The sequence below is a fragment of the Corynebacterium sp. MSK071 genome, from assembly GCF_030232125.1.
In the GTDB taxonomy this organism is placed as follows: Bacteria; Actinomycetota; Actinomycetes; order Mycobacteriales; family Mycobacteriaceae; genus Corynebacterium; species Corynebacterium kefirresidentii.
In genome coordinates this window covers 112329-124428 of record NZ_JASPJA010000003.1, presented here as the reverse complement: position 1 = coordinate 124428, position 12100 = coordinate 112329, and the positions used below count along the sequence as shown (strand labels likewise).

Genomic DNA, 12100 nt, shown 5'->3' with positions numbered 1-12100 from the left:
CTACTCCTCCCCTTCTTCGCGCCGCGTTGTGCCGCCTTCGCTGCGCAACCACTCGAAAGAGTCCGCATCAAATTCACTCCCACCGGCGAAGTGGATGAAGGCATCCGTCAGGCTGCCGCCCTGGCGCACATCTTCCACGTGGCCGGCGGAGAGCACCTGGCCGCCGGCGATGATGGCTACGTGATCGCATAAGCCTTCCACTAATTGCATAACGTGTGAAGACAGGATTACTGTGCCTCCGCGGGCGACATAGGCGCGCAGGATCTCTTGAATAAGCTGCCCCGAAACGGGATCCACTGCCTCTAGAGGCTCATCTAGTATCACGACCTCTGGGTTATGCAGAAGCGCGCCCGCCAGAAGTATCTTTTTAGTCATGCCGGCGGAGTAGTCCGCGATGGGTTTATCGGCGGCGTCGGCAAGCTGTAAGGCATCCAAAAGCTGTGCGCTGCGGTGCTCCACTTCGGCTTGATCCATGCGGCGCAATGCGCCGAGATAGAACAAGTACTCTGGGCCCGATAAACGGTCGAAGACCGGAGCGCCATCGACAAGCAGTCCCATGGCCGCTTTGGCTGGCAGCGGATCCTGCCACGTATTGTGCCCGGCAATAAAGGCCTCGCCGCTATCAGGGCGCAGCAGGCCACACGCCATGGTCAACATGGTGGTTTTGCCCGCGCCATTGGGGCCAACGATGCCATAAATAGAGCCCTGCGGGATGTCGAGGCTCAAATTCGACACCACGGGGCGTCCAGCGAAAATTTTGTTCAGACCGCGCACGGCAAAGGCCTGCGTGGTCGGATCATCTGCAAGTGGCGGATAATTCGGAACAATCATGTCCGCCAATCTTATCAGTTAGGCTGACTTATCTTCCCGCTCATCCGCTGCAAGCTGACCACAAGCCGCCGCAATCTCATCGCCCTTTGTATCGCGCACCGTGCAGGGAACGCCTTGGGCTTGCACGCGACGCACGAACTCGTCCTGGCGGTCTTGCGGGGCCGCATCCCACTCTGAGCCCGGCGTGGGGTTCAGCGGAATAACATTAACGTGGACCTTGGAGCCCAACTTCTGGTGCAGCTTGCACCCCAGCATATCGGCGCGGAAATCCTGGTCATTCTTATCGCGAATCAGGGCGTACTCAATGGACACGCGGCGGGCGGACTTATCCGCATAGTAGCGCGCGGCATCCAGCACCTCATCAACAGACCACCGGTTGTTGACCGGCACTAGACCGTCACGCAGCTCATCGTCCGGAGTGTGCAAGGAAACGGCCAGAGTGCAGGCCAAGTCTTCGTCCGCAAGCTTGCGAATTGCCGGAGCCAAGCCCACGGTGGAGACGGTCACGTTGCGCTGGGAAAGGCCAAAACCCGTACCATCCTGGCCAGTAATCTGACGTACGGCCTGGACCACGCGCTTATAGTTGGCCAGCGGCTCACCCATGCCCATAAAGACAACGTTGGACAAACGCCCACCTTCTGCAGCCATGGCGGACGCAGCGTGGCGGAATTGCTCGACAATCTCGCCCGTGGACAAGTTACGATCAAGGCCGCCCTGGCCAGTAGCGCAGAACGGGCAGGCCATGCCGCACCCTGCCTGGGAAGAAATACACAAAGTAGCGCGACCTGGGTAGCGCATCAGCACTGATTCCAGTAGCGTGCCGTCGTGCAACCGCCACAGGGACTTAGTGGTCTCGCCGTCGTCCGTGGAGGTGGTCCGGATGGGTTTCATCAGCTCAGGGAAGAAGGCTTCCTTGACTGCTTCGCGCTTGCCGGCGGGGATATCGGTCATATCCTCGACATTGTCGGTGTAGTGCTCGTAATAGTGCTTAGCCAGCTGCTTCGCACGGAATTTAGGCAGGCCAATTTCTGCGAGCTTGTCAATGCGCTCGTCTTCGGTCAGGTCCGCGAAATGTTTCGGGGGAAGTCCGCGGCGTGGGGCGGAAAAGTTAAGTTTCACTGGTTGAGCCATAATATTGCCCATCATTCCACGGTCTGCGTGGGATTTTCCAATTGAAGGCCGCGCCAAGTGGCATAATCGACAGGATTAAAGAAATAATGGATACATGACAAATCCAAATTATCCTGCAGATGATTTTTCTTCTTCCGACGCAGACCTCTCCTCGGCGGAGCTGAACGCTTCTGAACCGGAGACTAGTTCTGACCTAGAACCAGCCGTTTCTGACTCTACTTCTCACTCCACCCAGCCCTCTGGCAAGGCGAAGGGATCTTTCGCGGCCAGCACGTGGATGGCGCTTATCGTAGGATTCCTGCTGCTGATTGTCCTCATTGTGTTCATCAGGCAAAACCAGCACGAGGTTCCCATGAACTTCCTGGGCTGGTCTGGCGAGTTCCCCGCCGGAATTGCTTTCCTCATTTTTGCTATCGGCGGCGTACTCATCATGGCGCTAGTCGGTGGCTGGCGCATGTTTGAGTTGCGTCGCCAGCTACGCAAGCAAGCGCAGCAGGTATAAATCTATATAAAAGCCGCCTCTCCCCTGTTCTGCCGTCTTTTTCGGGCAGTTTATACGGGAGAGGCGGCTTTTGTTTGTCTGATGTTCCTATGGTGTAAACGTAGACAGGAAGCTAATCGCTACCCAGGTGACCATGGCAGAAGGTAGCATGCCATCCAAACGGTCCATGAGGCCGCCGTGGCCGGGCAATAATGCCGACATGTCTTTAATACCCAGCTCGCGCTTAAATTGGGATTCCACCAAGTCTCCCAAGGTGGCACAGATAACTAGACCGAGCCCCATCAGGCCACCCACCCAGGCATCGTGATGGAGAAGAAATTTCACCGTGAGCGCACCGGTCACCACGCCGAAGATGATGGACCCACAAAACCCCTCCCACGATTTTTTAGGGCTCACCGCAGGTGCCATGGGGTGCGAACCAAACATCACGCCCGCAACATATCCGCCGGTATCGGAAGCCACAACGCACAGCATAAAGACGACGATGGAGGCAGCCCCACTGGAAAATGGAGTCGACACCAGCGACAACATGGCTGCGAAGGTGGCAAAAAGCGGAATCCACGTCAGCACAAAAATACCGACGGACATATCGCGCAGGTAGTTGATAGGCGGACGATGACGACCGTTATGGAAAAGGCGGCCAAACATAAGTGCCAGCACCGCGGTGACATAGACTGCTACCAAGCCCGGCGCCCCCAGGGGCCATGAGATCCACACCATGGCTTGGCCCAGAATGATAAGCAGCGTACGCGGAACATAGTAGGAATGCTCCCGCAGGCGGCTGAGGACCTCCCACATGGCAACGCCTACTGCAAGCGCTACGACCGCATACCAAGCCAGCGGACCAGCCCACACGGCAAGCACCACAAGAGCGCCGAGCCCCACGCCAACACCGATAGCGGCCGGCAAGTCGCGGCCTGCACCATTCTTTGGCTGTGGCAATCGGCGGTTTATGGCGTCACTCACCGTGACCGGCTCCTTTCGCTGTCTTGTGTGATTCCCCGGCTAACTTGCTCAGTTCCGCCGGCTCTGCCCCGTTTGTGGGAGCGGCGGGCCTTGGAACAGAAAAAGCGCCGCCGGCCGGGGAGACAGGCACGGCGGCAAGAAAGCGGAGGTCCTAGACCTCCATCAGCTCGTTTTCCTTATTCTCTACCAAGCTGTCTACCTGCTCGATGTAGCCGGAGGTAATCTTTTCCATTTCCTTTTCTGCTGCGATGACTTCGTCCTCGCCGGCATCGCCGTCCTTTTGCAGCTTCTTCAACTGCTCCATGGCCTTGCGGCGAATATTACGGATAGCGATCTTGCCATCCTCACCCTTGCTCTTAGCCAGCTTCACCATTTCTTTACGGCGTTCCTCCGTCAACTGCGGGACAGTCACGCGAAGAACCTGACCATCGTTGGTGGGATTGACGCCCAAATCCGAGTTGCGGATGGAATTTTCAATCTCATGGATCATGGACTGCTCATAAGGCTTGATGAGCAGCATGCGCGGCTCTGGTACGGAGATGGTAGCCATTTGGGTAATCGGGGTGGGAACACCGTAGTATTCGGCTACCAAGCCGTTGAACATGGCGGGGTTCGCGCGGCCGGTACGAATGGTCACCAGCTGCTCGCGGGTGTGCTCGACGGAAGCGGTCATGTGCTCTTCTGCTTCGAGCTGAATCTCATCGATCATGAGGCTAAATCATCCTTAAACGAATAGGGGTGGCTGTATAAAAAGGTAGCAGGTTCGCAGCCGCTACAGTATTAGGACTGCACCAGCGTGCCGATAACTTCACCGCCAGCTGCGCGGGCAATATTGCCCTCCTCCAACAGGTTAAAGACCAAAATCGGCATATCATTGTCCATGCACAGGCTAAAGGCCGTTGCATCTGCCACCTTTAGGCCTTTTTCAATGACCTCACGCGGGGTAATTTCGGAGTACAACTCCGCATCCGGATTGGTGCGCGGGTCATCCGAATAGACGCCGTCGACTGCCTTGGCTAGGAAGAGAACCTCGGCGCCAATTTCCAAGGCGCGCTGCGCGGCGGTGGTATCCGTGGAGAAGTACGGCATACCCATGCCAGCGCCGAAGATAACTACGCGGCCCTTTTCCAAATGGCGGTCAGCACGCAGCGGCAGGTACGGCTCAGCAATCTGCGCCATGTTGATGGAGGTCTGTACGCGGCAATCAACACCTTGCTGCTTGAGGAAATCCTGCAGTGCGAGGGAATTCATTACCGTGCCGAGCATGCCCATGTAATCCGAGCGTGCCCGGTCCATACCGCGCTGGGATAGCTCCGCGCCGCGGAAGAAGTTTCCGCCGCCAATCACCACTGCAATCTCGATTCCTTGGCGGGAGACCTCTGCGATTTGGCGGGCAACGTTTTCAACCACATCCGGATCGATACCGACCTTACCGCCGCCGAACATCTCACCGCCCAGCTTCAGCATTACTCGCTTATATCCGGTTCGCTTAATATCTGCAGCAGTCACGCCTACTTCGTCTCCTTAACGCGGGGCAGTTTCAATCTCCGCCCCATCTTACCCATATATCTTTCGCATCCTCACACCACCTGCCGATGCAGCCCGGTGGGTTTAAGCTAGGCATCAAAAAGGCACCTAGAGAAGAGAGAACCTCGCGCCGGTCACCCCATTAGCGCACAACAAAGCCCACAAAGGACGGTCCTTTGTGGGCTAGGTTTAAAAGCGAGAGCGTGCTTAAGCGCCAACCTCGTAGCGAACGAAGCCAGTGATGGTGGTGCCAGCCTCTTCCGCAACCTGCTTTACGGTCTTCTTGTTATCAGACAAGGAAGCCTGCTCCAGCAGAACGATGGACTTGAAGAAGCCGTTCAGGCGGCCTTCCACGATCTTCGGCAGGGCTGCCTCCGGCTTGCCCTCCTCACGAGTAGTGGCCTCAGCGATCTCGCGCTCCTTTTCGACGATCTCTGCAGGAACGTCTTCGCGGGTGAGGTACTCAGCGTTCATTGCAGCAATCTGCAGGGCGGCAGCGTGAGCGCCTTCCTCGTTGCCCTCGTAGGAAACCAGAACGCCCACTGCCGGCGGCAAATCAGCGGAACGCTGGTGCAGGTAAACAGCAATATTGTCACCCTCTACGGTAACTGCACGGCGTGCCTGCAGCTTCTCACCGGTCTTAGCGGACTCCTCGTCCACTACCTCGGAAACCTTCTTGCCGTCGATCTCAATGTTGTTGAGTTCGTCTGCGGAGTTTGCCTTGGCCTCAGCGGCAGCGTCAGCAATCTTGGCTGCGAAGGTCTTGAAAGCCTCGTTCTTAGCAACGAAGTCGGTCTCACAGTTGATCTCGACCATAGTGTTGCCAGAAACAGCAATCAGGCCTTCGGTTGCCTCGCGGTCAGCGCGCTTGGAGACGTTCTTAGCGCCCTTGATGCGCAGGTACTCAACGGCCTTATCGTAGTCGCCGTTGGACTCTTCCAGAGCCTTCTTGCAATCGAGCATGCCGGAGCCGGTAGCTTCGCGCAGTGCCTTGACGTCTGCAGCAGTGTAGTTCGCCATAGTTGGGGCGATCCTCCTTGAAAATCAAACAGTGTTCGTTCAAACAGCGTAGTCGACGCGGTGAAATCGCGCCGCTTTAGGGTGGCAGAAACCACCCCTTTTCTCACCTATGCATGAAGGTGGAGCTGGCTTCAGCAGCACCCAGCATAGATAAAACCAACCCCCGCCGCCGTTTGAGCACGGTGGCGGGGGTTGGTAAACAGCCTTGGGCAGGTATTACTCCCTTGCTGCCCCACACCAAAAGTGCGTGGGGTATTCAGTTAAACGCAGGTAAGGAAGGTTCCTACCAAGAAAGTACGATTACTTCTCGGCCTTGTCTGCGGATGCTTCCTCAGACTTTTCTGCGGAAGCCGGATCGGAAGCTGCGGCAGCCGCCTCAGCGTCACGCTTTTCCTTTTCAGCAGAGTCGCCGGCAGCTTCCTTGGCTGCAGCCAGCTGACGCTCCTCACGAGCCTTCTTGCCTTCCTCTACAGCGGAAGCAACGATGCCAGAAAGCAGCTTGGTGGAACGGATAGCGTCGTCGTTGCCCGGAATCGGGAAGTCAACGTCGTCCGGGTCGCAGTTGGTGTCCAAGATGGCAACAACTGGGATGTTCAGCTTGTGAGCTTCCTTGACCGCGATGTGCTCCTTGTTGGTATCAACAATCCACAGAGCAGACGGGGTCTTAGCCATATCGGAGATGCCGCCCAGAACGCGCTCGAGCTTGGCGCGCTCACGGTTGAGCATGAGAACTTCCTTCTTGGTGCGGCCCTTGTAGCCGTCCTCACGCTCGTCCATTGCCTGAAGCTCCTTCATGCGCTTCAGACGCTTGGACACGGTCTGGAAGTTGGTGAGCATGCCGCCCAACCAGCGGTGGTTTACGTAAGGCATACCGACGCGGGTTGCTTCCTCAGCAACTGCTTCCTGAGCCTGCTTCTTGGTACCAACGAACAGGATGGTGCCGCCGTGTGCAACGGTTTCCTTGACGAACTCATAAGCCTCGTCAATGTAGGTCAGCGTCTGCTGCAGGTCGATGATGTAGATGCCGTTACGGTCAGTGAAGATGAAACGACGCATCTTCGGATTCCAGCGACGGGTCTGGTGGCCAAAGTGCACACCAGCGTCGAGGAGCTCGCGCATGGTTACAACTGCCATGATTCGCTCGCTTTCTTTTATCTTGTCTTTCGGTTTTCCAATTGTGCGGTGTTTTATTCCGCACCCTAGCAACGAAGGCCCCGCTGACACCTTGTTTCCAAGGACCACGTCAGCCGCCAGGCTGTCTCTTCCTTCCAGCAGGAAGCGACAACTTCGCCGCGCGTAGTCAATGCCTCCACACGGTGGACACACTGCTGCCTCAAAGAATAATCCCTCTACGCTGGTTTTTCCAAACCGAATACAACTTATTCACACTAGGGTCGAAGCTGCTAAGCATCATGCGCCACATTCACCCCAATTGGACCATCCGCTACTCGTAATCCACAGCCCCACAGGCAAGGGCTTTCTGACAGCTCACCTCTGGTTAATGCTTTTCCCATGAGCCATTTTTCTGTGTCTTTTTCAAAGCCCGCTTTCCGACGCCCCACCTTCACCACCACTGCCTTCCTCGTCGTTTCTTCCCTCCTACTACTGTGCTGCCCGCCGGCCACGGCCTACGTTGATCCTGCCTCGGGTAAGCCAAACCCGGCGCGGGTTTTGCGCGGGTTTGAAGCTCCCGAACAAAAGTGGAGTCCCGGCCACCGCGGTGTAGACATGGCCCTTGCCGTGGGTTCTCCGGTGGTAGCCGCTGAAGATGGCGTTGTCGCGTTTGTCGGCACGGTGGCAGGAAAACCGGTCGTTTCCATCACCCATGCAGACGGGGTAAGGACGACTTATCAGCCCGTACACGGCACCGTAAAACAAGGCCAAGAAGTTCGCGAAGGACAAGTCATTGGCCGCTTGGGCAATCCCGTCGATGGCTATCCCGGCCTGCACTGGGGCGCCCTCATTGCAAAAGATACCTATATCGATCCTTTAACCTTGCTGAATATGCCAGTGATACGCCTCAAGCCACTTTAAGCTCGAGGATGCGCCTGGTTATATACGCGTTGCAATCTTTGCGCAGATACGTGGGTATAGATCTGCGTGGTATTAAGCGAGGAATGCCCCAATAGTTCTTGCACAACCCGCAAATCTGCCCCGCCTTCTAGGAGGTGGGTGGCAGACGAGTGCCGCACTCCGTGCGGGGTAAGCCCTTGTGCACCGCTAACTTTGGCGGCCCTATCCACAATGCGCCGCACCTGGCGCTGGTCAATGCGCCCTCCCCTGCTGCCTACGAATACGGCTTTAGTTCCTTCCTCAGCGAGTTGTCCACGGCCCTTTTCTATCCACTGCCGCAAGGCGTCGTCCGCCGCATGACCAAAAGGCACCACGCGCTGCTTATCTCCCTTACCGGTTACGTGCAAGGTGCCGCGATAAAAATCAATATCGCTCAGGTCTAGGCGCACCAGCTCCGCCACGCGCATCCCGGAGGCATACAGCAACTCCAAGATGGCACTATCGCGCAGGAAGTGAGCTTCGTCTGCAGAAACCGCATTGCCCATGAGCGCACCGGCCTGCTCGGGGGATAGAACCGTCGGTAGGTGGCGGCCTACCTTGGGCGTGACTAGCCGTGCGGCTACATCTCGCTCGAGGTGCCCTTCGCGCACTGCCCAAGTGGAAAACCCTTTGGCCGCTGCGGTGCGACGCGCCAAGGTGGAGCGCGACTTTCCTTCCGCTACGGCCTCTGCCAGCCATTGGCGCAGGCTGTTGAGGTTAAATTCCGCAAAGGTAGGAACGCTGCGAGCAAGGTCGCGCAGATCTGAGCGATACCCACGTACCGTTGCCTCCGCACGGCCTTTCACGTGCAGTTGGAAATCCACGAAATCCTCGATAGCCTCAGCCATCTGCCCTTGAATATCCGGCGCCTTCGCGGAAACTCCATCTTCACTCATGTCACAGCAGTGTACTCGCCTTTCGCTGGGGCGATCTATTCCGTTTCCCGGCGCGCCCAGGTATTGCCGTGGCGGACAACGACACACATCTTCTCTAACGCCAATAAAAGGTGAACTGTCAACGGCAGACGAAATCCGGCGTCGCGGGCAATGTCCTCTGCCGTAGCTTTTTCTTGGCCTGGCGGCGGTGTTGCATCAAAGACTCGCAACTCATTGCGGGAGAGACGTTGTGTCATTGTTGCCGCAAAATTGATTTCATATTGTGCACCTGGATCTACTTCCCCGGCGCGGCTGACTAAGGCGCGAATTTCATCGGCGCTGGTGACCAACTGTGCACGGCCTTCCTGAATGCGCTGGTGACAGCCCAGCGAGCCGCTAGTGGTTATCGGCCCCGGTACAGCCATGGCCACGCGTCCTAGCGCTTCTGCCCAGTTGAGAGTATTAAGTGCGCCGGATCGAAAAGCCGCCTCCATAACTACGGTGCCGTGACTGAGTGCTGCTACTAAACGATTGCGCGTTAGGAACCGGTGTCGCTTCGGTGCGGTTTCCGGTGCGAATTCAGAAATAACGCACCCGTTATCCGCGATCTTGGCAAATAGGTTGGCATTGCGAGCCGGATAGTCCCTATCGATGCCGCACGCTGCTATAGCTACCGTGTGCCCGTTGTTGTGCAAAGCAGTTTCATGCGCCACGGTATCAACGCCTAGGGCGCCGCCAGATATAGGAGTCCATTCGTGTTGAACCAATCCGGACACTACGTTTTGGGTTGCCTGCCAGCCATAGCGAGAAATGGCGCGAGTGCCAACAATCGCTACAGCCTGAGCAACCTCCTGCTTCACAGGGGCGCCACGCACCCAGAGGCTGTGCGGCGGCAGTGCTTGGTCATCAAAGGTAGCTGGGGCTTCCCCGCTGTTTTGATAAAAGCCGAATGCGGAATCAAACTCCTCCGTTGGCCATTCTGGGCTTTCTGCCGTGATGAGCCGAGCCCCAACGCGTTCTGCTGCTGCCATATCCTCCGCTTGACGCAGCCAATCATAACGGGAGGCCGTGCGCGCAAGCAGCGGTCCTATCCATTCGGCACGATGGTAGATTCCATGGGCGATTTCCTCGGCCGGATACTGCGTAAGCAGGGCCTGCAAGGCAGCGGAAGGGCCTTCTACCACGCGGTTGAGGTATACCCAGGTGGCATAAGGGGTGGAGAGATCTAATTCGCTCATGCCGCGAGCCTTCCCGCGTTGATGGAGCCACGCAGGTCGAGTGCGCGTCCCACCTCATCCAAGTCCGGCTGCATCTTTCCTGCTAAATCAGCTAAGGTCCACGAAAGCCTGAGCACACGGTCCACCCCGCGCTGGGAAATTTCGCCTTCCGCCAGGTAGGCGGACAACATGACCATTGCAGCATCTGCAGCCGGCCGCTTTCGGCGCAAGTAGGACGAAGGGACCTCGCCATTGGTCCGCGCGGAAATGCCATCCGCCCACCACCGCGCAGCGGCACGCTCGCGGGCAGCGGCAACTCGCTCGGCAATGACTGCGGAGTCTTCTTCGCCCTCCGCGTTAATCGTCGCCGCCTGCCCACTTAAGGTGACCACCATATCTAGACGGTCCCGGAGCGGACCGGAGAGGTTGGACAGATAGTTCATGCGCTCGTGGGGGTTACACCTGCACTGCGAAGGATCTTCTGCCGAGCACCTACACGGGTTTGCTGCCATGACCAGTTGGAAGCGAGCAGGATAGATAACTTCTCGGCGCGAGCGCGCAAGCCGTACTTGCCCTTCTTCCAACGGGGCACGCAGGCCATCGAGTACCGGTGCGGCAACCTCGCTGACCTCGTCGAGGAAGAGCACACCATTGTGAGCCAGGCTTACCGCTCCTGGGCGCGGATGCCCGGATCCGCCACCCAGCAGCGCGGCCCGAGTAACCGAGGCATGCGGGGCGATAAACGGAGCATGCTCAATGACCTCACCTGGCGTTCCGGTAAGCGAATGAATCGCGGTGGTCTCTACCTGCTGATCCGGGGTAAGTGTAGGCAGGATGGTGGGCAGACGGGAGGCAATCATGGACTTTCCCGCCCCGGGAGGGCCAATCATCATAAGGTGGTGCCCACCGGCCGCAGCAACCTCGGCGGCCCATTTTGCATTAGCTTGGCCCGCGATATCGCAAAAGTCCAAGCGCATCGTGGCTGCAGGCGCAGCTTCGAGCGAGCCAGAAAAACTCGCCGCCTGCGGTAACCCTCGGTTTCCGCACGCCCAGCTAAAAGCCTCTTTCAAAGATGCTGCGACGAGTACGTCCAAATCCGGCACCAAGGTTGCCTCGGCTGCGTTACCCGGCGGCACGATAAGAGTTGATATTCCCTGCTCCCTTGCGGCTAGGAGGGCCGGAATAATACCTGCGACGGGCCGAACGGATCCGTCGAGACCGAGCTCTCCCAAAACCAAGGTGCGCTGCAGCCGCCTCGCGGGCGAAGGCGAATTGCCAAAGCGCGGAAAGTCACCTTCTGCCTGCGCCGCCAGGATCGCGAGCGCTATGGGTAAGTCAAAGTGGGAACCGGATTTGGGAAGCGACGCTGGAGACATCGAGACGACCACCTTGGTCTTGGGCCAAGGAAGGTGGGAGTTAAAGGCTGCAGTCTTGATCCTATCCCGCGATTCAGAGATCGCGGTATCCGTCTGCCCCACAACATGTATCCCTGGCAGGCCGTGGCCAACGTTCGCTTCTACATCGACTAGCTGTGCTAGAACTCCGTTGAGGGACATCGTTAAGCAATTACCTAGAGCCATCTTCAACCCCCTTGAAGTGTTCTAGCGCAAATCCCTGCCCGCGCTCCAACAACGTTATAACGTCGAATCGCACCGAAGACAGTGGCTTTCCATCGAGCCACTGCGCTGCAGCCTTGCGAAGGCGCGCTAGCTTCTGCGGGGTTACGGCTTCTGCTACCCCGAAGCTGGGAGTAGCGCGCGTTTTAACCTCAACAAAGACGATGGTTCCGTCCGCCTCGCGCGCGATGAGGTCAATTTCTCCTACCCTATAAGAGACATTAGCGGCAATAATTTCGGCCCCGCGTTCACGGAGGTAGCGCGCGGCGAAGGCTTCTCCCCTTTTCCCTAAGACTTGCTTATGGCGAGGCTTCTTCGTGGCTAGGTGGTGTTCTGAACTAAATTGCATTGCAGTTTATCCTT

Annotated in this window: 13 protein-coding genes; 2 read left to right on the top strand and 11 right to left on the bottom strand. The window is 57.6% G+C overall.

Annotation, left to right across the window (positions count from 1 at the left end; genetic code table 11):
* Together QP990_RS03230 and rlmN are read right to left on the bottom strand one after the other, a co-directional pair.
* Window positions 1-831 carry an ABC transporter ATP-binding protein gene (locus tag QP990_RS03230; RefSeq protein ID WP_284798399.1) on the bottom strand — a complete coding sequence of 277 codons (831 nt, stop codon included), beginning with the start codon at window positions 829-831 and terminating at the stop codon, window positions 1-3.
* Window positions 832-849: 18 nt separating this feature from the next.
* Entirely contained in the window at window positions 850-1974 is a 1125-nt protein-coding gene (rlmN, locus tag QP990_RS03225) for a 23S rRNA (adenine(2503)-C(2))-methyltransferase RlmN (protein WP_284798495.1), read from the bottom strand.
* 82 nt (window positions 1975-2056) lie between these two features.
* Here rlmN and QP990_RS03220 point away from each other — a divergent pair, with 82 nt between their 5' ends.
* Window positions 2057-2464, top strand: a complete 408-nt coding sequence (locus QP990_RS03220; protein ID WP_284798396.1) for a lipopolysaccharide assembly LapA domain-containing protein — start codon at window positions 2057-2059, stop codon at window positions 2462-2464.
* An 87-nt stretch (window positions 2465-2551) separates the two neighbouring features.
* Here QP990_RS03220 and QP990_RS03215 read toward each other — a convergent pair whose 3' ends face one another.
* From QP990_RS03215 to rpsB, 5 genes are all read right to left on the bottom strand, one after another.
* Window positions 2552-3430, bottom strand: a complete 879-nt coding sequence (locus QP990_RS03215; protein WP_023021302.1) for a phosphatidate cytidylyltransferase — start codon at window positions 3428-3430, stop codon at window positions 2552-2554.
* A 151-nt stretch (window positions 3431-3581) separates the two neighbouring features.
* Window positions 3582-4139, bottom strand: coding sequence for a ribosome recycling factor (frr, locus tag QP990_RS03210; RefSeq protein WP_023021301.1), 558 nt, complete (start codon window positions 4137-4139; stop codon window positions 3582-3584).
* 71 nt (window positions 4140-4210) lie between these two features.
* Window positions 4211-4897, bottom strand: coding sequence for a UMP kinase (gene pyrH / locus QP990_RS03205; RefSeq protein WP_023027755.1), 687 nt, complete (start codon window positions 4895-4897; stop codon window positions 4211-4213).
* A 267-nt stretch (window positions 4898-5164) separates the two neighbouring features.
* Window positions 5165-5977: a translation elongation factor Ts gene (tsf, locus tag QP990_RS03200; RefSeq protein WP_023021300.1), complete on the bottom strand. Its 813-nt coding sequence runs from the start codon at window positions 5975-5977 to the stop codon at window positions 5165-5167.
* A 300-nt stretch (window positions 5978-6277) separates the two neighbouring features.
* Complete coding sequence (gene rpsB, locus QP990_RS03195) at window positions 6278-7111, bottom strand: 30S ribosomal protein S2 (RefSeq protein WP_005325233.1); 834 nt, start codon at window positions 7109-7111, stop codon at window positions 6278-6280.
* A 378-nt stretch (window positions 7112-7489) separates the two neighbouring features.
* On the opposite strand from rpsB, the gene QP990_RS03190 reads away from it, so the two are divergent.
* Complete coding sequence (locus tag QP990_RS03190; protein WP_284798393.1) at window positions 7490-8011, top strand: M23 family metallopeptidase; 522 nt, start codon at window positions 7490-7492, stop codon at window positions 8009-8011.
* Here QP990_RS03190 and QP990_RS03185 read toward each other — a convergent pair.
* From QP990_RS03185 to QP990_RS03170, 4 genes are read right to left on the bottom strand one after another with little or no spacing between them, the layout of a single operon-like run.
* Window positions 8008-8925, bottom strand: coding sequence for a tyrosine recombinase XerC (locus QP990_RS03185; RefSeq protein ID WP_284798392.1), 918 nt, complete (start codon window positions 8923-8925; stop codon window positions 8008-8010). The genes QP990_RS03190 and QP990_RS03185 overlap by 4 nt on opposite strands.
* Before the next feature lie 35 nt (window positions 8926-8960).
* Window positions 8961-10142: a DNA-processing protein DprA gene (gene dprA, locus QP990_RS03180; protein ID WP_023021297.1), complete on the bottom strand. Its 1182-nt coding sequence runs from the start codon at window positions 10140-10142 to the stop codon at window positions 8961-8963.
* Window positions 10139-11701 (bottom strand): YifB family Mg chelatase-like AAA ATPase, encoded by a 1563-nt coding sequence (locus tag QP990_RS03175; protein WP_284798391.1) that lies wholly within the window; start codon window positions 11699-11701, stop codon window positions 10139-10141. The genes dprA and QP990_RS03175 overlap by 4 nt, the downstream gene beginning before the upstream one ends.
* Window positions 11688-12086: a YraN family protein gene (locus QP990_RS03170; protein WP_086587468.1), complete on the bottom strand. Its 399-nt coding sequence runs from the start codon at window positions 12084-12086 to the stop codon at window positions 11688-11690. Before QP990_RS03170 ends, QP990_RS03175 begins: the two co-directional genes overlap by 14 nt.
* Between the last annotated feature and the right edge of the window lie 14 nt (window positions 12087-12100).

Coding starts and splice junctions, on each gene's coding strand:
- QP990_RS03230 (WP_284798399.1), bottom strand. CDS start 831: ATGATTGTTCCGAATTATCCGCCACTTGCAGATGATCCGACCACGCAG.
- rlmN (WP_284798495.1), bottom strand. CDS start 1,974: ATGGGCAATATTATGGCTCAACCAGTGAAACTTAACTTTTCCGCCCCA.
- QP990_RS03220 (WP_284798396.1), top strand. CDS start 2,057: ATGACAAATCCAAATTATCCTGCAGATGATTTTTCTTCTTCCGACGCA.
- frr (WP_023021301.1), bottom strand. CDS start 4,139: ATGATCGATGAGATTCAGCTCGAAGCAGAAGAGCACATGACCGCTTCC.
- pyrH (WP_023027755.1), bottom strand. CDS start 4,897: ATGCTGAAGCTGGGCGGTGAGATGTTCGGCGGCGGTAAGGTCGGTATC.
- tsf (WP_023021300.1), bottom strand. CDS start 5,977: ATGGCGAACTACACTGCTGCAGACGTCAAGGCACTGCGCGAAGCTACC.
- rpsB (WP_005325233.1), bottom strand. CDS start 7,111: ATGGCAGTTGTAACCATGCGCGAGCTCCTCGACGCTGGTGTGCACTTT.
- QP990_RS03190 (WP_284798393.1), top strand. CDS start 7,490: ATGAGCCATTTTTCTGTGTCTTTTTCAAAGCCCGCTTTCCGACGCCCC.
- QP990_RS03185 (WP_284798392.1), bottom strand. CDS start 8,925: ATGAGTGAAGATGGAGTTTCCGCGAAGGCGCCGGATATTCAAGGGCAG.
- dprA (WP_023021297.1), bottom strand. CDS start 10,142: ATGAGCGAATTAGATCTCTCCACCCCTTATGCCACCTGGGTATACCTC.
- QP990_RS03175 (WP_284798391.1), bottom strand. CDS start 11,701: ATGGCTCTAGGTAATTGCTTAACGATGTCCCTCAACGGAGTTCTAGCA.
- QP990_RS03170 (WP_086587468.1), bottom strand. CDS start 12,086: ATGCAATTTAGTTCAGAACACCACCTAGCCACGAAGAAGCCTCGCCAT.